General features: G+C 42.7%; 18 protein-coding genes. 17 read left to right on the forward strand and 1 reads right to left on the reverse strand.

Translation table 11 applies throughout. The features are described 5' to 3' along the window. The 14 genes from GR929_RS20720 to GR929_RS20785 form a co-directional block, all read left to right on the forward strand. Positions 1-240, forward strand: a 240-nt coding sequence (locus tag GR929_RS20720) for a DUF4133 domain-containing protein (protein ID WP_159523555.1), incomplete at its 5' end; no start/stop codon positions are given. Then, a complete protein-coding gene (locus GR929_RS20725; RefSeq protein WP_159523557.1) occupies positions 237-2,657 on the forward strand; it encodes a TraG family conjugative transposon ATPase in 2,421 nt (806 codons plus the stop codon). The genes GR929_RS20720 and GR929_RS20725, both read left to right, overlap by 4 nt. Before the next feature lie 130 nt (positions 2,658-2,787). After that, positions 2,788-3,450 (forward strand): hypothetical protein, encoded by a 663-nt coding sequence (locus GR929_RS20730; RefSeq protein ID WP_159523559.1) that lies wholly within the window; start codon positions 2,788-2,790, stop codon positions 3,448-3,450. 71 nt (positions 3,451-3,521) lie between these two features. Further along, a complete protein-coding gene (locus GR929_RS20735) occupies positions 3,522-4,247 on the forward strand; it encodes a hypothetical protein (protein ID WP_159523561.1) in 726 nt (241 codons plus the stop codon). A 44-nt stretch (positions 4,248-4,291) separates the two neighbouring features. After that, positions 4,292-5,242, forward strand: a complete 951-nt coding sequence (locus GR929_RS20740) for a hypothetical protein (RefSeq protein WP_159523563.1) — start codon at positions 4,292-4,294, stop codon at positions 5,240-5,242. Positions 5,243-5,265: 23 nt separating this feature from the next. Further along, a complete protein-coding gene (gene traK / locus GR929_RS20745; RefSeq protein WP_159523565.1) occupies positions 5,266-5,892 on the forward strand; it encodes a conjugative transposon protein TraK in 627 nt (208 codons plus the stop codon). An 18-nt stretch (positions 5,893-5,910) separates the two neighbouring features. Then, entirely contained in the window at positions 5,911-6,255 is a 345-nt protein-coding gene (locus GR929_RS20750; RefSeq protein ID WP_159523567.1) for a hypothetical protein, read from the forward strand. Continuing rightward, complete coding sequence (gene traM / locus GR929_RS20755; RefSeq protein WP_159523569.1) at positions 6,230-7,387, forward strand: conjugative transposon protein TraM; 1,158 nt, start codon at positions 6,230-6,232, stop codon at positions 7,385-7,387. Before GR929_RS20750 ends, traM begins: the two co-directional genes overlap by 26 nt. Positions 7,388-7,392: 5 nt before the next feature. Further along, a complete protein-coding gene (gene traN, locus GR929_RS20760) occupies positions 7,393-8,193 on the forward strand; it encodes a conjugative transposon protein TraN (protein ID WP_159523571.1) in 801 nt (266 codons plus the stop codon). Positions 8,194-8,261: 68 nt separating this feature from the next. Beyond that, a complete protein-coding gene (locus GR929_RS20765) occupies positions 8,262-10,196 on the forward strand; it encodes a type IV secretory system conjugative DNA transfer family protein (RefSeq protein WP_159523573.1) in 1,935 nt (644 codons plus the stop codon). A 57-nt stretch (positions 10,197-10,253) separates the two neighbouring features. After that, positions 10,254-10,946 carry a DUF3945 domain-containing protein gene (locus tag GR929_RS20770; RefSeq protein WP_159523575.1) on the forward strand — a complete coding sequence of 231 codons (693 nt, stop codon included), beginning with the start codon at positions 10,254-10,256 and terminating at the stop codon, positions 10,944-10,946. Positions 10,947-11,265: 319 nt separating this feature from the next. Next, entirely contained in the window at positions 11,266-11,568 is a 303-nt protein-coding gene (locus tag GR929_RS20775; RefSeq protein WP_159523577.1) for a plasmid mobilization protein, read from the forward strand. 54 nt (positions 11,569-11,622) lie between these two features. Next, positions 11,623-12,567 (forward strand): relaxase/mobilization nuclease domain-containing protein, encoded by a 945-nt coding sequence (locus GR929_RS20780; protein ID WP_159523579.1) that lies wholly within the window; start codon positions 11,623-11,625, stop codon positions 12,565-12,567. Continuing rightward, entirely contained in the window at positions 12,551-12,997 is a 447-nt protein-coding gene (locus GR929_RS20785; protein ID WP_159523581.1) for a hypothetical protein, read from the forward strand. The genes GR929_RS20780 and GR929_RS20785 overlap by 17 nt, the downstream gene beginning before the upstream one ends. Positions 12,998-13,316: 319 nt before the next feature. Here GR929_RS20785 and GR929_RS20790 read toward each other — a convergent pair whose 3' ends face one another. After that, positions 13,317-13,901 (reverse strand): DUF4372 domain-containing protein, encoded by a 585-nt coding sequence (locus GR929_RS20790; RefSeq protein WP_159523583.1) that lies wholly within the window; start codon positions 13,899-13,901, stop codon positions 13,317-13,319. A 298-nt stretch (positions 13,902-14,199) separates the two neighbouring features. Here GR929_RS20790 and GR929_RS20795 point away from each other — a divergent pair, with 298 nt between their 5' ends. The 3 genes from GR929_RS20795 (at position 14,200) to GR929_RS20805 (ending at position 19,424) form a co-directional block, all read left to right on the forward strand. Beyond that, positions 14,200-14,790, forward strand: coding sequence for an RNA polymerase sigma-70 factor (locus GR929_RS20795; RefSeq protein ID WP_159523585.1), 591 nt, complete (start codon positions 14,200-14,202; stop codon positions 14,788-14,790). A gap of 102 nt (positions 14,791-14,892) precedes the next feature. Beyond that, complete coding sequence (locus tag GR929_RS20800) at positions 14,893-15,891, forward strand: FecR family protein (RefSeq protein WP_159523587.1); 999 nt, start codon at positions 14,893-14,895, stop codon at positions 15,889-15,891. A 173-nt stretch (positions 15,892-16,064) separates the two neighbouring features. Beyond that, a complete protein-coding gene (locus GR929_RS20805; protein WP_159523589.1) occupies positions 16,065-19,424 on the forward strand; it encodes a TonB-dependent receptor in 3,360 nt (1,119 codons plus the stop codon). The last annotated feature ends 1 nt before the right edge of the window (position 19,425 follow it).

Consider the following 19,425-nt stretch of genomic DNA (forward strand, 5'->3'; position numbering starts at 1 on the left):
GTCTTTAAAGCCTTGTACGGAATTATTGCGGCTTTTCTACTCTTTGTTGTGCTGTATATTCTTGTCGGGACATTTGCAGCAGTTATGATCTGCATCCCTGCATTTTTTGCTTTCCTGTACCAACTGACCCAGATCCAGAAGAAGCTTGGCCCAATAGGATGGGAGAAAAAGCAGACGGCCAAAAAACTCCCGCAATTTATCCTGATCAAAAAACGAATCCATCAAACCCAGGAGCAATGAAAGCAACCGACTTAAAGACAATTGAACACGCTTTACCAGTGCTGGGCTTTAAGGAAGACCTACTCGTGTCCAATAACCTGGATATGGGCTTTGGGTTGAAACTCCACCTGCCGGAACTGTTATCCTTTGGCAGGGATCAGCTTTACATGCTGCACGATACCTTCCAGCGAGTCGTGAACCTATTACCTGCTGGAACACTGCTGCACAAACAGGACTTCTTTTTTGTGGAGCATTTTCAGAAAGGGGGACGAAGCGGTAAGCCAAAGGCTGCAAGCCTGAACGAATGTTACCAGAGCCATTTTGAAGGGCGGTCTTTTCTGAAGCATGAATGTTACCTGTATGTCAGCTTGCTGAACACCGGCCTGTTAAAGAACTACCTGGGGGCAGCTCTGATCTTTTCCCATAAGGCGAGAACGCAAGAAGCCCGACTTGCTGAACAGTTAAAAGAGGTGCGAGCCAACCTGCTTGCGTTGTTTACTCAAAGTGGGATCAGCTGCGAGCTGGTTCGGCCGGCAGAAGTTATCGGAGATGAAAAAACTCCCGGACTGATTGAACGCTTCCTGACCCTGAACTTTCAGAAAGGGCAGCCGGTATTGGGAGGAATTGATTTTCGTGACCGACTGCGGGTGATGGATCAGTTTGTGGAAATCCTGAGTTTAAGCGACTACTCGCACTTACCATCTGAATTAAGCCCGGCGGGAGAACACCCCACAACAGGACTCCCGGTATCACTAATCTATCCGGTAACTTATGACCTGCCATTTTCGCACATCACCAACCAGTTTATCTATGTTCCCGATCAACAAGCGACCAAGTCATTTTTGGAAGGAAGCTACAAACGGATTTACAGTCTATCCAGCTTTTCCACGGAAAACAAGGTCAATGCCAGCTTGATCGACCAGTTTTTGGATACGGTACAGACTTCTGGTGAGAAAATTGTCAAGGCCCATTTTAATGTGATGCTTTTTGACAACTCCATTGGGCAGCTAAAGCAATACAAAAGTGAAACCGGATCGGCACTTTCACTGATCAACTGTTTTCCCTACCAGCATTCGTTTGACCTGCCGCTTCTGTTTTTTGCCTGTGTGCCTTTTTCGACCCAGTTGCCGGAGACGGAACTATTCATCACCCAGGTGCCGCAAGCCTGTTGCCTGACCAATTTTGAGGGATCAATCCGGAATTCAAAATCGGATTTTACCATCCAGCTGTCAAACAGGCTGGAAGGTTGTCCGGTGCAGCTTGACATTTCTGATGAACCGATGGAAAGACACCAGATCCATAACCGGAACAAGCTGGTGATCGGCGGATCCGGTTCCGGAAAATCATTTTTCACCAATCATTTGCTCCGACAATATGCCGAGAGTGGGAACTGTCATATCGTATTGCTGGATGTCGGAAGAAGCTATGAACTGCTGACCCGTTACCTGGACGAAAAGTTAAAGGATCAGGGCGGTGCGATGATGGTGGAGTTCACCCCGGACAGACCGATCTCCTTTAATCCATTCGTGCTGACCGGTGAACCGGATGTAGAACAACGACAGACCATTCTGTCAGTGATCTTCACCATCTACAAGGAGCATTTATCGGAAATGGAGAAGGATGTGATCTCTCACTCGCTGACCGGGTTTTTCAAAACAACCGGACCGGAACGTTCCTTTAACGGCTACTATGAGTTTTGCAAGGAGTTTATTCCAACGCTGGTCAAAAAGCAATCCCTGACGTTTAACAGCCCGGAGTTTTTCTTTATCCTGAGTAAATACTACCGGGGAGGGGAATACGATTACCTCTTGAACAAACCCATGCAAACCGATGAGTTTTTCCGCTGTCCATTCCTGGTTTTCGAATTGGATGCGATCAAAGACCATCCGATAATCTTTCCGGTGGCCACGCTGATCATCATGGATATTTTCCTCCAAAAGATGCGAAAGTTAAAAGGCGTACGAAAACTCCTCTGTATTGAAGAGGCCTGGAAGGCCATCGCGACTCCTCAGATGGCCGGATATATCAAGTACTTTTTCAAAACCATCCGCAAGTTTTTTGGAGAAGCCATGGTGGTCACCCAGGAAGTGGATGATGTGATCTCATCGCCTGTGATCCGGGATGCCATCATCAACAATACCGATACCAGAATCCTGCTGGATATGGGCAAGTTTAAAAATAAGTTTGAAAAGATCAGTCAGACTTTGGGGCTGTCGGAGTTTCAAAAAGAACAGGTTCTTTCGATTAATAAGAACCTGCCCTCAGACCGCAAGCTCAAAGAAGTATTTATAAGCCTTGGGAGTTATTCGCGGGTGTTTGCTCTGGAGGTCAGCCGGGCGGAATATTACTGCTACACCTCTGAACAGAAAGAGAAAGAAATGATTCTTGGAAAAACCGGGGAGGGAGAGCGCTTTCTGGAAATCCTCAAATCCATGTAACCAATCATTGAAACAACGAAAAACAATTGTAACGAACATGAATTTTCATTCTTCAAATTCGCAAACAAGAAGAATTAAAATTCATCGAGAGTTCCATCGAATACAAAACGAAATAAACAATTTTAATGAGATGAAAACGAGAAACAAACAAGCCATTCTGCTATTAATAGCCACACTAACCCTTCTGGGGATCTTTCAGAAACAAGCGGTCAGCCAGGCACCGGTAACCGATGTGGGTGCCGGTATCCAACGCGAAGCTTTGTGGACCGAAGAGAAAGGTATCCTATCCAAAATCAACTGGTACAACGTCTTGATCAAAGCCCTGAATGGAGACATTAAGGGGCTCACGGGAGAACTGCTGGGTATCGACCAGCAGATGCTGGAAAGCCTGGAGAAGGTCAGTGCCCTGATCAAGGATTACAAGCGGGTACAGCAAACCCGGGAACTGCTGGGCAAGATCATGGTCGTTTATACTGAGAAAGTGCCCAGGCTGGTGCAGGATCAAAATTTTACCAACCAGCAGGCTGCTGTGATTGTCCAGTCCTTTGACCTGATATTGGATGACAGCCGGCAACTGACCAGCACGGTGCTCAATACGATTCTGAAGGACAAGCTGTTTCTGATGGATGATAAACAGCGGTATGACACCATCAATGAAATCTACGAAGATGTCCGCCGTCATTACGGCACGATCTGCTACCTCTACAACAAACTACTCTATGCCTCCTACCTAAAAAGCCAGGAAAACGGCACGCTGGAAAACTTCGCTCACTACTACAGCCTCTACCAGTAAAGGATCAGTAGTAGCGATGAACCGGAAATAAGCAAGAGAAAACAACAACAATAACCACAAATCAGAAGATCATGAAACTATCATTACTACTCCTTGGAATTAGTTTAAGTGCCAGTATATCAACTACCATAGCTTTGAAGGAAGCCAATGCCCAACTGGTGGATGTAAAGCCCTGGCACGGTTATTACCCGCAGATGAATAACAGCTATCCCTTAAGCTTTGTCGCTTTCAAAGGCTGGTTGTTTCCAACGCCTCATGTTTTTGTCCGCAGCTGGCCCACCCACTATTATATTGAACTGGGAGCCCTGCCGGTTTCAGATGCCGGAGAATATGGGGGGAAAACGAAAACCGGCCTGCTTCGAATTGCTGCCAAACTGCTGGAGAGAAGCCAGATGAAAGGACGGCATGCGGAGACCAGCCAGATTAAGAACAACAAAGAACTCCAAAAACAAATCAATCAAAAACTCTTTGATGCCCGAAAGGATGAGCTGCCGGATATTTATCGGCTTTCTGATCAGTTTATTTCTCTTTACAGAAAACTGGGGAGTTTTGATCAGCTTGAAAACTCGGGTGGCGTAAAGAAGATCCTGCAAGCAGAAGCCGATGAACTACTGATGCGCTTTTTGATGGTCAACCTGTTGGAAGTCGACCACGGAGAGAAACTGAAATCCTTTGCCGCCATCAAAACTGAACTTGGCCATTTAGCAGGAGAGACTGACTACACCTATCGGAAATTCCTTCACCTGCTAGTCATGGGAAAAGGACAGGAGGGAAGCTATGCCTTTCTGATCCGATAGAACCTGCCAATCACAATTATCATTCATTAAATAATCAAACAAAAATGCTATTACAAGTGATTACAACCGATGGATTTTTCGCCTTCACCGACACCATGATTCAGGCCGGGATTGACAATGCCGGAATGCTGATTGATATGGCCAGGGCCATAGGTGGAATTGCAGCTTTCTTTTATATCGCAAAACGGATCTATGAGCAGCTGATCGCTGATAGCCCGGTTTTTCTGCTACCGTTGCTCCGCCCTTTTGCCCTGGTGCTGGTACTAAGCTTCTGGAGCCCTTTTATTCACCTGCTGATGGTGCCAACCAAAGGGTTGACCCACCTTTCGGAATCAATCTATGCGGATAAGAAACACCTGGTTGCAGAAAAACTGGAGGAAAAGCAGGAGGCCATTCTGGCAGTTGACCTGCCCCTGTTTGATGAGAACCAGGAAAAGGAAGCTGCTCTCTGGGATAAAGGGATCAACCTGTTATTGACGACCTACAACATCATTTCCGGCAGGGCACTGCAGCACCAGATCAATTTATACATCATGGATGCTTTGAGACAAGTCCTGGAATCCCTGTTTGAAGTGCTGGTTTATTTGGTTGCATTTCTTCGCACTGTATTCTGTGTGTTGCTGGTGGTCTTTGGACCTCTTGTTTTTGCGCTTTCGATCTTCGATGGTTTTCAGGAAAACTACCTCCAATGGATCGCCAGGTTTATCAATGTCAACCTGTATTTGCCCATTGCCTTACTTGTTCTTTCACTGGTTCAGGAAGTACTGATCTTTGTATTGGATGCCGAGATTGCACAAATCCAGTCGATGCCCATTTACCAGCCGTCCCTGTTTTTTGTTTCCAACCTGATCGTTCCGGTTTGCGGGATTATCGGGATGGCGATGGTTCCTAAAATCGCTTCCTGGATTGTCCATGCTTCGGGGACTAATTCCGGAGGAGGAAGGTTGATTCGGACTGCAGCTGTCATGGCAGCGACCAAAGGAGCAATGCGTTAATAACAATAAAATTCCAATGATCAATGAGAAAGTTATTTGATATCCAGCGAAAATTCCGGTTTACCGTGTATGTGCTTCTGTCCGTCAGTATCGGTCTGGTCGGATTGAGTGGCTATATCTTCACCCTTTCGCTTAAAATGACCGATCAGTCCCGACAGAAAATTTATGTGTTGGATAATGGAAAATCCCTGTTGGTAGCACTTCGGGAAGACATTTCCGAAAACCGGGATGCTGAAGCGAGGGATCACGTGAAACGATTCCATGAACTGTTTTTTACCCTGGAACCGGACAAGGAGTACATTGAAAATAATATCAGGGAAGCCCTGTATCTGGCTGATCGTTCTGCGATGGTACAATACCAGTCTTTTAAGGAAAACAATGTTTATAACCAGGTGATTGCCTCGGATATCAGCATGACTGTGGAGACTGATTCGGTAAAACTCAACTTTTCAGCTTACCCGTATCGGTTTAGCTATTTCGGGAAACAGAAGATTGTCCGAACATCGAATATCACGATCCGCAAGCTGCAAACGACAGGCCAGCTGCGCAACATCTCAAGGACCGATCATAATCCGCATGGTTTTTTGATCGAAAGCTGGCGAATCGTGGATAATACGGATCTGGAAACGATCCGGCGGAAATCATTTTAAACGTAAAAAAGAAAGCCCATGCAAAACAAGAAGCAACAGAAAACCGCGCCTCCCAAATTTAAGGACATCAGCAGATATACCAGGTGGGTGGCCAGGCTGGATCAGCAGGATGAAAGACTCAGCCCTGCAAAACGCAGGAGAAAGTGGCTACTCTTATTTGGGATCTCGTTATTGTCTTTTGCCCTGTCCTTTGTATTCTTTCCCTCTGTCAGGCTGGATCATGAAGTGTTAAGCAGCCCGGCTTTAACGATGGAGCAGGCCGAATCAAAATACCCGGCCACCCATCCCTTTGAAATGCCGGCCGATTCTTTTGAAAACCTTTTAAAACGAAAAATCGATGAACGCGTTTTTGAAGAAAAATAAGGCCTTGCTAATCTTACCATTGGCGCTGCTTCCTTTTGTGATATTGATCTTTTATATCCTGGGAGGGGGCGAACATGCCAATTCAGGAAGAGATATGGGAGAACCAACGTCCGGCAGGGGACAGACCGGTGCCAATTATAAGCTTCCAGAAGCCGACCGTTCGATTGAGATCAGGGATAAGATGGAGGCTTATCAAAACACGAAAGACCTGGTTGTTTCCACGCAAGACTACCATATCCGGGGAAATTATCTGCCAAAAAATGAGGATGTGAGTAGTCTAGCTTCTGAAGACTCTGTAACCGTTTTTGAAGATTCAATATCAGCCGAAATTAATATCAATGTTTCCAATAATCTTTTGGCGCATATCAAAAACAAGGAAAAGCAGGTTCGAAAGGAATTGGTAGAAAATAACCAGCGTCACGGAGGAAGTCAAACCGTCTCGCCAGCAGAACCTGTCATCAAACCAAAGCCCGAACAAGCAGTTCGGTTGCAGAAAACCGGCATTGAGGAACTGGACAAGGTGTTTAATGAAAATATCAGTTTAAACCGAGCAAATGATTCCCTGAGCTTTCACCTGAAACAGACAAACCAAAAACTGAAGGAACTGGAAGAAAGACAAACAGCAAGCTTTGAGCTTGAAAAAGAACCGGTAAATGGTTTTGGTAACGGATCAAAGTCAACGCCCCTGATTAAAGTGGAAGTTTATGAAACTACAACAGTACTGAATGGCAACCGGGTTAAACTTCGATTACTGGAAGACTGCCGGGTAAATGGAAATCACGTTTCAAAGAACACCTTCCTGTACGGAGTCTGTCAGATCAAACATGAACGCCTCCAGATCCGTGTACGCCAGCTGCCAATCGATGAAAGCTTTTTGCCGGTTGATTTGGTGATCCATGATCTGGACGGTCTCGCGGGACTATATGTTCCGGACAATGCCGCCCGCAAAGTAGCTAAAGAGGTGGGCAGTTCGACCAATACCTCCTCTTTGTTTGGAGTCACTGCTGATCCGCTGACTTATGCCGGCGTTCGGGCAGCTGATAAAACAGCCCAATCGCTTTTTAAGACGATCCGCCTGAAAAAGGTAACCATCAAGAAAAATACCCTGGTCTATTTAGTCAATCAAAAATAACACCCATGAAAACTTTATTAATCATTATTCTGCTATCGATTTCTCAACTACCGGTCATTTCACAAAACAGGCTGTCTGTTACCGAACATAAAGCCACCCACCTGGTTTGCCCGGACAGGATTTCTTACCTGCAGGTGGGGGATCCCACACTAATTTTGGCAGAGAAAGTTCCTGAACTTCCCAACATGGTAAGGATTAAGGCGACACAGCCTTTTGAAAAAGAGTCTTCCCTGACCATCGTTTGTGCCGGCCGTGTTTACTCGTTGCTGATAAATTATCGGGATACCGATGAGATCACCTATAAGCTGGAATCCTTTCAATCCCAAAAGGCTGGGAAATATACCGGAGGGATGATGCCGGACTATGTCCTGAAGGAACTTTGTGATCAGGTTCTTGCCAAACGACACAGTCATGTCAGGCGTAGAAAGCTTGACAAGGACGGAATCCGATTGAAGTTGAAAAATATTTACCTGAGTGGTGATGCCCTGCTTTTAGAACTGGAGATTTCCAATAAAACCAATGTAGCCTACCGTGTGGACGGTTTCCATTGGTGGATTGATGACAGGAAGCAGCATAAGGCCACCAATGTTCAGGAATACGAGATTGTTCCAGTCTATCAGCGATATGATCTGAAAGTGATCCCCGGAGGAACTACGATCCGGGAAGTCTTTGTCTTTCCGAAGCTGACAATCCCTGGTCAACGGATCCTACGAATCGAACTACTTGAAAAAGCACTGGGTAATACCGGTCGAAATCTGAGTTTGGAGGTTAAAAACAAGGACATCTTAAGAGCCCTGAAATTATAGCTTCAAACAAATCATCACCGATCGGTGATCCTGAATATCGAACATTCTAATGCTTAAATCTTTCAATAATGATCAATGAACCCCGGGAACTGGTCCGGCTACATGAAGGCTTTCGGTTTTTTAGTTACCTGATGCTTTTGGCATCCCTGTATTTAAGCCGGTTCGCTTTTTTTGCAGGTCAGGGGATTGTCATCCCTGAGTTTATGCCTGTTTACACAAAGCTGATGCAACTTCAGTTTCTGACGGACAGCTACTTGTCAAAGCTGACCTGTATGGTTTTCCTGATGATTACCTGTGTTGGCACAAAAGCCTATAAAGACCGGGAGCTGACCGTTTCCCGAATTGTGGTGCAGCTTATCTGTGGGATGATTCTGTATTGGGGAAGTCTGCTTCTGCCAGAGCGATATACTATCATCTATCTGCTTTCAACATTTATTGGATTTGTCATTCTGAATATTGGTTTTGACAATATCTCCAAGCTCATCACGGTCAATTTAATGAAAGACCGGTTTAATCTGGAGAATGAAAGTTTTCCTCAGGAACGGACATTACGGGAAAACAAGTACTCGGTTAACCTGCCAACAAGGTTTATCCAGAAGGGCAGGGAAGAGGATGGCTGGATTAATGTGGTCAATCCCTTTCGGGGAACAATGGTCATCGGAACACCGGGCTCCGGAAAATCTTATTCGGTGGTGCTTCCATTTATCAAACAGCACTTGCTAAAAGGATTTTCCCTCTGTGTCTATGACTTTAAATACCCGGATTTGTCACTGGTTGCCTATAACTATTTTCTGAAGGCAAAGAAGCAAGGAAAGCTCCCTGAAAACACGAAATTCTATGTGATTAATTTTGATGACATTCAAAAATCCTATCGTTGTAATCCACTCGCTCCGGAATTAATGGAAAGCCCGATCGATGCTTTTGAATCTTCCAGGACGGTGCTTTACAACCTGAACCGGGAATGGATCAAAAAGCAGGGCGAGTTCTTTTCCGAAAGTGCGGTCACCTTTTTTGCAGCTGTTATCTGGTTTTTAAAAAAACATAAGGATGGGCAGTACTGCACGCTTCCCCATGCCATTGAGCTGTTGCAGCTGGACTATGACGACCTTTTTGACGTGCTGACAAGAGAAAAAGATGTTGTGAATATTATCAACCCTTTTATCAATGCCCATCAACGAGGGGCTCATGAGCAGTTGGAAGGACAGCTGGGCAGTTTGAAAATTGCGATTTCCAAGATCATCAGCCGGGAGATCTACTGGATCTGTTCAGGGAATGATTTTTCGCTGGATATGAACAAGCCGGAAGCCCCTAAGGTGGTCTGCCTGGCCAATAACCCCTTACGCATTGAAATGTATGGAGCCGTTCTTTCCCTTTTTATTACCCGGATGCTGAAGGTCATCAACCGGAAAGGACAACACCCTTCATCGCTAATTTTTGATGAGTTGCCAACGATCTATTTTCGGGGTTTGGATACCTTGATCGCTACGGCACGGGCGAATAGAATTTCCACCTTGATTGGTATGCAGACCATCGACCAGCTCATCCGGGACTATGGGAAGGAACAGGCCAATGCGATTCTGACCAATATCGGGAACATCTTTTCCGGACAGGCTGCCGGGGAGACCGCGAAGTTCATGCAAAACCGCATGGGGAAAATCCTGCAGGAACGTCAATCGGTCAACATCAACCGGAACACCCAAAGCACGACAATTTCCACTCAACTGGATTATCTGGTGCCGGAAGGAAAAATTGCCACCCTGCCACAAGGGTATATGGTTGGGCAGGTTGCCGACAACTTTGGCGAACAGATCGCTCAAAAGAATTTTAACTGTCTGATGTATGTGAATACGGAAAAGGTTAGCAAAGAAGAGAAACACGATCTGCCTATTCCTGAATTTTATGCTTTTGATAACCCTGATGAACTACTGGACAGAAACCGAAACCGGATTTACAATGATATCCAGGAGATGTTAAGCCAAATAAAAAGCCAGACCACGACCTGAGGAATTCGAGAGAACCCAACAATTAGTAATATAAATATCAATTAAAAATTAAAAGTTATGGAACAACAAAACACACGTATGAACATGAATGACATCCCATTTGATAAACTGGAAAAAGTGGGAGTCGACCGGAACTTTATTAACTACATGGAAAGCCGTGAATTGAACGATTTTTTAAATGGTTTTCGTTCGGACAAACTGTACACCATTAATGCCAGAATCAATGATCAGGACTACAAGATCCCGGCAAAGCTCCGTCTGCAACAGGGTGAAGATGGGACGGTCAATGTGAAGGTACATCCCATTCAACGTCTGTATATCCCGGATGAGTATTTGGGACACAAGTTTACCAAAGAAGAAAAAGGAGCACTGTTGAATGATAAAAACCTGGGCAAGACAGTCGAGCTGACCAACCGGAACGGACAGAAGGACAGCTATTACCTCAGCATTGATTCCAAGACCAACGAGCTGATCCCACTTCGTACCAAGCATATTAATATTCCCGATAAGATCAAGGGAGTCGAGTTGACCAAAGATCAGAAGGAAAAACTTGGTGCTGGTCAAAAGGTGAAGGTGGATGGCATGATGGGAAAAAACGACAAGAAGTTCTCGGCCACCCTGCAGGTGAATGCCGCCGGAAGGAATATCAGCTTCTCAGACTTCAAACAGGAGAAACAGGAAAAGCAGGAAAAATCCGAAGATCAGAAACAGGGAAAAGGGAAAGGAGCCAAACAAAAAGTGAGCTCCTGATTCGTAAATCTCAAGTCTAAATGTAGAAGGGGAAATCCGATTTTTGATTTCCCTTTCTTTTTGATCGAAAAAGAAGAGATAAAAAGCAGGAAAGTCAGGGGTAAAATCTTAGCTCAAAGAGGGGAATGCAAGATACTATTATAAAAAGCAAATTTTAGAAGTATTTTTTTTGCGAAAAAGACAGCTTGAAGAGGTTGGTTTCTACCTGGTACTAGCGTAGGCAATGCAAGATGTCAGTTTGTATATACAAACTGCTTTTGATCCGCTTTCGCTACCTGGTTGCCCTACAAGTACGATCAGAAAATGGAAAACAGGAACAATGAACAAAACAGAGCATATCATACTCAGGTGTACAACCGGTGAGAAGAAAATCATCGGGCAGCTGGCCAAAAAAAGTGGACTTAACCTCTCCGAGTATTGCCGCAGGCAGGCCATCCATGGAGAAGTGAAAGCCATACCGAAATTAACACAGGAAGAGATTGGTTATTTCCACCTGCTAAAGACGTACTGTACCCATTTTAACCGGCTATCCAGCCTGATCCGTAAAAAAGACCCGGGGTTGGTTGAAGAAATCAGACAGTTGGTCAAAAAGCTAACCCAGCTCCAGCAAAGGATCACCTGAACGGTAAAATAAAATGAATCATGGAATAAAAGTTTCACAAAAAAGCAGTCAACGATGATCGCCAAAGCCAAAGCTATTGCCCATGGAAGCCGGGCCATCGAATACGCCCTTAGGGAATCCAAGAAAGGTTACCTGGTCATGACCAACCTGGTACAAAACCAAACGACAGGAGCTATTTGCAAGGAGTTTCTGCAGCTGCAGGAATGTAATGTCCGGTGCAAAAATAAGTTTATCCGCATCGAGATAGGAATAGCCCCGGCAGACGAAAAACGGCTCGGTCATGATGACCTTACCCGGATCTGCTCGGAGTTCAGTAAACGTTTCGGTTTTGAGAACCACCAGTGGATCGCCTGTACCCACAAGGATACGAACCATTTGCACATGCACATGATCGTGAACCGGATCGGGATCGACCGCAGTGTGTATGATACAAGTTTTATCAGTAAACGCGCCGGGAAGATTGCAGAAGAGATCAGCCGTGAACTGGGATTGACCATCGCCAACCAAGTCAAACGGCAAAGTAAGTATAGGCCGGAGGTGAGCAGTTTTGAGCGGATACTGGCCAGGACCATGATAAACACGACAGCCGGTGAAGTATTAGTCAGTCACCCCCGATCACTTAAGGAATTTACCGGGATGATGAAAAAGCAGGAGGTCGAGGTGCAGGAGGCGGTCAATAAAAAGGGCAATACCTATGGCTTGCGGTTCAGCGGTTACGGTCAGACCTTTAAGGCTTCCCAGATTGGCCGGGAGTTCGGGTATCGTACACTCCTGGATACATTTAAGGAAAACAGCCAAACCGCCCGACAAGACCTGCAGCGACAAAACGATCAGAAGCAATCGCAAGGCTCATCTGTCCGCAGGGTGCTCCTGTCGGGCTTAGGTGCTTTGATTGGCCCGGGTTTGGGAATACGTGACCATGAAACAAAGGAGGGCGAAGAAAAAAGAAGGCGTAAACAGGATAAGAAAAAAAGAAGAGGATATGGACGGAAAATCTAATCCACGAACGCAGTCGGTCAAAGATGCGATGCTTGCGGAAATCATCGTAACGGAACTGTCAAAGTTCACCAGTTCGCATGAGCAGATTATGGAAAGTACACAAAAGATACTGGACACCTACAATGACATTGGCGTGATGATCGGGCATATGGACCAACGGGATCAGGCGATAGCTCAGGGCATTAAAGATCTTCAACTCTCGGCAGGACAATATCAATATTTGACAAAACTATCCATGTCCATTGCCCGTGAACTGAAAGAGCTTGATAGGCGTGGGGTTGGTATCGAGCCCGGTGCACTGGATAAAATAACCAGGGCCGTAGAACAAGGCAATAAGCCCCTTCAAAAACAACTCAGGTGGATTACCTATGGAATGATTGCTGCCTTTGTCATCTTATTGGTAATGGTGCTTTACTGCTTTAACTGCTGAAAAATACCGACAGGAATTTGTTTAGCTTTGGCCTGCGAAATCGCCTGATACCGGTTATCTCTGCATATAAGAGGTTATACCCAGTCTTGTGACAGGGTAGAGACCATCTATCGTAGCCAGCTTTGCCGGGCTACTTTTTTATACGACCGGTTAACAGGAGGGTCTTGCCTGTTACTGAGCCACGGTGTTATTCCCGGAATCCCCCACGATATACTCCGTATTGTTTTTATAAAGGGTATAGATCAGTACCAGCAGTTTCCGTTCGAGTTCGATTTCTCCGGTTTTTTCCGAACGTGCTTGGAAGAAATTTAACACGCAGCTATGATTGAGAGTCTACATTCGTGAGGCAGTGTTTTGTTGAATCGTAGTGGAAGTTTTCGAGGTATATATGTCCATGTACGAGCCTATTATAAAAGAGGATTTCCAGAAAAGTACCACGAGTGCGGTGGAACTGAAAACGTGAACAGTATACTTTTCGATAGCAATGTTGAGATTTTCTATTATATCTCTTTTCTTTAAAGGTGAGGCCCAAAGTCCGGCTGCCCGATAAAAAACTTTGATAATGGTGTACCAAAGTAAAATAAACATCTTCAAAGAACTTGTTGTCGCGGTTACGCATCCCATCGCATGCGGTACTTTTGGCAGGGGCTGTTTCAAGTCCCAGTAAGTTCAGTTTCCCGCTCATCGCCCGCAGACCCTCGCATATTTCGGTCATCGAATCACACCGACTAAGTATACCGAAAAGAACTGTGACCAAATGCGTCTTTGCCTTAAAGGCTTTATAATAATAATAATCGGCGTTATGCTTCTTTACTATACTGTTCAAACTTATGCCGTCGATTAAACTGATCACTTGTTTAAAAATCGGCTGTCCGACAAACTTTAATTCTGTATTTTTGCTCATGTTGTGAATGTTTCGCAAAACAAATCTACAATATGGGGTCAAACCTCCGGGGAGTAACCCCTTTCTTTTTTTTATTTCCTCGTTCAGTAGTGAATATAAATCATAAATCGCAGGGGTGGCCATAATTAACTGGTAAGTAACACTTTAAAGATACAAATCCCTGCGGTTTTAAACCAATGAATTAATGGTTATTTTACTTATTATCAGATAGATAAATAAGTTTTAACCGAAGTGTTGTTTTTGGAATATTAATTCATTTTATTTTTTATAGATTTGTCAGTCTACCATTTTGGAACTCATGACCGAAAATGAAATACAACTTTTTGAGGGGCTAAGGAAGAATGATGAAATAGTTTTTAAAGTTATTTACAATAAATACTACTCCCGGTTGTACTATTTCATTTTTGAATTTATTCCAATAGATGATCTTACTGAAAATATCGTTCAGGATACCTTCTTTACTTTGTGGAACAAACGTCATAAGTTAACAGATAACACCCGGTTGGGAGCCTATTTATTTACAGTAGCAAAAAATAATTGTTTGTATAAATTGAGGGATCAACGTTACAGGCAAAAGCTTTTTTCCACTTGCCCCGTCAATGAAATCGAGTTGGATTTGAATCTAGATGTATTGAGTTCACTAGATTCTTCATCCTATACTTTTGATGAGATCGAAAGGATAATACAGGAAACGTTGGATGAACTTCCACCCCAATGCAAACGCGTTTTTATTCTCAGTCGGTTCGAGGAACTGAAGAACAAAGAAATTGCAGAAGAACTCAACATTTCAGTAAAAGTAGTTGAGAAACACATGACAAAAGGACTGAAGATATTCAGGGCTGCATTAAAAGACTACCTGCCATTTGTAGCTTATTTGTTTATTCCTTAGGAGTATCTCATTATTTTCCTCACTTCTAATAAAAATAAAATAAATTACCTCACCGCAGGGGGGGTAAATCATACTTCGTGCATTAATCTTATAAAGCATGACATGAAAAACGTCAATGACATACTAAATTTGATAACAGGCAATATCGATCCCGATATTAGAAAAGAAGTCCTGTCTGAGATCAAGAATGAACCGGCTGACAAAGATCTGTATAAAAAAACAAAAACAGCTTGGGCGTTTTTGTCATCATCAAAACAGGCTCCGGATTATAAAGTCGAAAAATCTTTTCACGATTTACAAACCCGGATCAGGTCAGCACAGCCACAGCATAAAATGTACTCTTATTATAAATATGCAGCTGTTTTAGTTTTGATTGTAGGAATAGCAGCCACGATGTTTCATTTGGGTCGAAGCCGCTCGATTGAACTGGGGCATAACTTGCAATATACTTCAGTTGTTGCAGATTATGGCCAAATTTCCAAAGTCGTACTTCCTGACCGTTCCGTAATCTGGTTAAACTCGGGGACTACTTTGACTTACAACAATGATTTTGCAGTTGACAACCGCGATCTTACCTTAAAAGGACAAGCTTTTTTAGAAGTTACAGAAAACAAAAAAATTCCCCTTATCGTATCCAGTGGCGATTTAAAGGTTAAAGTGTTGGGAACACGTTTTGATGTAAGTGCCTATCCTGAGGATCATCAAGTTAATGTTGTGCTGGAATCCGGAAGCGTGGAATTATTAAATGCCAAAAACAAATCTTTTAACTACAAATTGAAGCCAGGAGAAATGGCAGAATATGATACTGAATTGAAAAAAGTGAAAATCAATGAAATTAAGCCCAATAACTATACGACCTGGAAAGACGGGGAATTGATCTTCATCAATGACCCAATGGCAAATGTCATCAAGAGGTTAGAACGGAAATTCAATATTGAGATTGTTGTTGCCAATCCTGATGTTTATAAATCAATTTTCAATGCAAATTTTAAGAATGAAAACCTAAAGGAAATATTGGATTACATTGAATTTTCGTGTCCGATAACCTACAGAATGATCCCAAACAAAGGTGGTGAAAAACTAAAAGTAATGCTGAACTGATATTAATTAAAAATCATTGAACCTAAACATTTATGCCTATGTAGCAATAATTATCCTTCAAGCAAAAAGGAGATGCGCTAACACCTCCTTCTAAAACTTTCAATGTGCCATCTGTCTTCCAAAACTCTGGCACAAAGTAATTTGAATTGTTCAACTCAAATCGTAACAAACTTATGAAAAAAAAATGTTATTCATTGATTTCCATGATTAAACCATTGTGGAAGACGAAACTATTTCGAACCATGAGAGCAACTTTGTTTATGACGGTATTTAGTATTGTACAAGTGTTTGCTGTAAATACGTACTCGCAAAGTACACGAATGAGCCTAAACCTTGAAAATGTATCTATAAAAAGTGTGCTGAAACAGATTGAAGATCAGTCTGATTATTATTTTATCTATGATGCAACAGTTGTTGATGTTGAAAAAAAAATCAGCATTGAGTCTGAGAATAAATCGATCCCTGAAATACTGGATAAAATTTTTGCTGGTTCTGATGTCATATACAAGATCAATAACCGGCAAATAGCAATTACTACCAATAAAATAAACTTTACCAGCCAGCAACCAAAATCAGTAAGCGGAAATGTGACCGACGACTCTGGGAAGCCCCTTCCGGGAGTCACGGTAGTAGTGAAAGGGACAACCACAGGAACCATTACAGATTTTGATGGGAATTATACAATAGATAAAGTTCCTGCAAATGCTACATTGGTATTCTCTTTTGTTGGAATGAGAACTCAAGAGATTGAGGTAGGTAACCAAAGTGTGATCAACATTACTTTAGCAGAAGAAGCTATTGGAATAGATGAAGTTGTAGCTGTTGGTTATGGAACTCAGAAAAAGGTTAATTTAACCGGTGCAGTTGGTAATGTTCAAATGGATGATTTAGAAAATCGGCCATTAACAAATTCCAGCTCAGCTTTGCAAGGTAAAATTGCCGGCGTATATGCTTTGCAAAAATCAGGTAAACCAGGTGCAGATGATGCTGTAATCAACATTAGGGGAATCGGAACCTTAAATAATAGTGCTCCATTGGTTTTAATTGATGGATTCCCTGGCGATATGAACGATGTGAGTGCAAATGATATCAAGTCAATTTCTGTTTTGAAGGATGCTTCATCGGCTGCAATTTATGGCAACCGGGCTGCTAACGGTGTTATTTTAATTACCACTAAAAGAGGTAGTTCCGGAAAGGTAAAGGTTACATACAACGGATATTTTGGGGTTCAACAAGCCACTGAGTTACCAAACATGCTTACATCGGAACAATGGACCCGCTTATATAATGAGGCTTCAGTAAATTCTGGAACTATTGCAAAATATACTGACGAAGAAATCCAGAAGTATGCTTCAGGTAAAGATCCAATGTTTCCAAATGTGGATTATTTTGATGCCTATTATGACAAAGCGACCATTCAAAGTCATCGGATAAGTATGACCGGAGGCTCTGAAAACTTGCATTATGCTTTCATGGTTGGTTATTTAGATCAAGATGGAATCCTGATTGGAACTGATTATAAGAAATTTGATTTTAGGTCAAATTTTGATGCTTTCTTTTTAGACAAAGATAAACTGCGCTTGTCAGCTAGATTGTCCGGAAACAAAGGAGAAAGAAATGAGCCGACTGATGAATTTTATACTAAAAGATTTGGGACGATTGCCCCGATCTGGCCATTAAAGAATTCTGAAGATCAATGGGTAGCTGTTATTGGAGAACATAATTATTACGGAGAACTAAAAGAAGGAAGTGTCAGTAAAGCATTGAGATATAATTTCAATAGCCAGCTCGAAGCCGAATATAAAATCATTGATGATTTAAGTGCGCAAATAACTTATGGGTTCAACGTTGTAACTGCCAATACAAATTCATTTCATGCGAATGTCCTGTTAGCAAATTTGGATGGGAGTACAAGATATCTGGCTTCAGATCTTACAGAGAGAAATGATCTGAATACACAAACGATGTTGACTTCTTTATTAAAGTATGAGAAAACAATTAACAAGCACGATTTTAAATTGCTTGCTGGTTATTCCGAAGAAGAATTCAACTGGAAATGGAATAGTGGTTCCCGTTCCCGCTATGTTAATAACAACCAGCGCTATCTTAATTTGGGAGATGCTTCCACACAACAAAATAATTCTGGAGCATATGATCTTGGATTACAGTCATTTTTTGGCAGGCTCAACTATATTTTTGCCAATAAATACCTGTTTGAAGCGAATATAAGGCAAGATGGCTCATCCCGTTTTGGCGAAGGTTATAAATGGGGGACATTTCCATCGTTCTCAGCAGGGTGGATCCTCTCTGACGAAGATTTCCTAAAGAGTATTGAGTGGATGGATTTCCTCAAGATTAGAGGATCATGGGGACAGTTGGGTAACCAGAACATTGATACCTACTATGCTTCAAGTGATATTTTGGAGACAGGAATGAATTATACCTTGGGAGGTAGTCTTTTTTCTGGTGTTGCATCAAATAGCCTTGCCAATAAAGAAACAACCTGGGAAACAACTGAGCAAACAAATATTGGTCTTGATTTTACTTTTAATCGCAATTTTGATATCACAGTTGATTATTTCACGAAAAAAACCAGTGATATCCTGGTTCAAATACCAATACCGATTACGATGGGTAATTTGACTTCTCCATTTCAAAACGTTGGCGAGGTTAAAAATACAGGGGTTGAACTTTCAGGAACCTACCGCAAACAATTCTCCAATGGCTTGAAAATGAGAACTACATTTAATCTCTCCCACATCAAAAATGAGGTTCTTGACCTTCATGGAAGGAGTCCAATTATTAACGGGCCTACTGCTTTGGTAGAGGGTTATGCCATTAATTCTTATTACGGATATCAAGTAGATGGTATTTATCAGATTGATGATTTTACCTGGCAAAATAATAGTGATCCATCAATTGCTCATGCCAATAGAAATTATGTATTAAAAGATGGAGTAGTGTCAGTAGCCAATTTTACCGCAACGCCAGGAGATATTAAATACCGCGATATTAGTGGTGATGGTGTCGTGACAATGGATAAGGACCGTGGCGTAATTGGAAAACAATTTCCAGACATTGCTTATTCGTTGCAGGTTAATCTGGACTGGAAACAATTTGATTTTGGGATGTATTGGCAGGGAGTATCTGGCATTGAAAGTTATTTAAACTGGAATATTGCAACCGCGACCAATGTGGGTGATTGGTGGTTGGATCGCTGGACTCCTGAAAATCCCTCAGTCGAAATGCCCAAAATTACATTAGATGGTACACGAACAGGAATTTATTCTGAATTTTACATGGATAATGCCTCTTATTTGAGGTTGAAGAACATAGAATTAGGTTATTCATTTAATAAAAGAACCTGCTCATTTATCGGAATTAACTCGCTTAGATTATATGGAAATATTCAAAATGCACTTACTCTGACAAAATTCAAAGGCCTTGACCCTGAACGCGTTATGAATGAATCGGGTACCGAAGCATACCCACAAACAAGAATATTTACTTTAGGATTAAACGTTAATTTCTAAA

The organism is Sunxiuqinia indica (genome assembly GCF_009847015.1).
Lineage (GTDB): Bacteria > Bacteroidota > Bacteroidia > Bacteroidales > Prolixibacteraceae > Sunxiuqinia > Sunxiuqinia indica.

Coding starts and splice junctions, on each gene's coding strand:
- GR929_RS20805 (WP_159523589.1), top strand. CDS start 16,065: ATGAAAAAAAAATGTTATTCATTGATTTCCATGATTAAACCATTGTGG.
- traM (WP_159523569.1), top strand. CDS start 6,230: ATGAACGCGTTTTTGAAGAAAAATAAGGCCTTGCTAATCTTACCATTG.
- GR929_RS20750 (WP_159523567.1), top strand. CDS start 5,911: ATGCAAAACAAGAAGCAACAGAAAACCGCGCCTCCCAAATTTAAGGAC.
- GR929_RS20790 (WP_159523583.1), bottom strand. CDS start 13,901: ATGAGCAAAAATACAGAATTAAAGTTTGTCGGACAGCCGATTTTTAAA.
- GR929_RS20765 (WP_159523573.1), top strand. CDS start 8,262: ATGATCAATGAACCCCGGGAACTGGTCCGGCTACATGAAGGCTTTCGG.
- GR929_RS20770 (WP_159523575.1), top strand. CDS start 10,254: ATGGAACAACAAAACACACGTATGAACATGAATGACATCCCATTTGAT.
- traK (WP_159523565.1), top strand. CDS start 5,266: ATGAGAAAGTTATTTGATATCCAGCGAAAATTCCGGTTTACCGTGTAT.
- GR929_RS20780 (WP_159523579.1), top strand. CDS start 11,623: ATGATCGCCAAAGCCAAAGCTATTGCCCATGGAAGCCGGGCCATCGAA.
- GR929_RS20725 (WP_159523557.1), top strand. CDS start 237: ATGAAAGCAACCGACTTAAAGACAATTGAACACGCTTTACCAGTGCTG.
- GR929_RS20735 (WP_159523561.1), top strand. CDS start 3,522: ATGAAACTATCATTACTACTCCTTGGAATTAGTTTAAGTGCCAGTATA.
- GR929_RS20775 (WP_159523577.1), top strand. CDS start 11,266: ATGAACAAAACAGAGCATATCATACTCAGGTGTACAACCGGTGAGAAG.
- traN (WP_159523571.1), top strand. CDS start 7,393: ATGAAAACTTTATTAATCATTATTCTGCTATCGATTTCTCAACTACCG.
- GR929_RS20740 (WP_159523563.1), top strand. CDS start 4,292: ATGCTATTACAAGTGATTACAACCGATGGATTTTTCGCCTTCACCGAC.
- GR929_RS20795 (WP_159523585.1), top strand. CDS start 14,200: ATGACCGAAAATGAAATACAACTTTTTGAGGGGCTAAGGAAGAATGAT.
- GR929_RS20730 (WP_159523559.1), top strand. CDS start 2,788: ATGAAAACGAGAAACAAACAAGCCATTCTGCTATTAATAGCCACACTA.
- GR929_RS20800 (WP_159523587.1), top strand. CDS start 14,893: ATGAAAAACGTCAATGACATACTAAATTTGATAACAGGCAATATCGAT.
- GR929_RS20785 (WP_159523581.1), top strand. CDS start 12,551: ATGGACGGAAAATCTAATCCACGAACGCAGTCGGTCAAAGATGCGATG.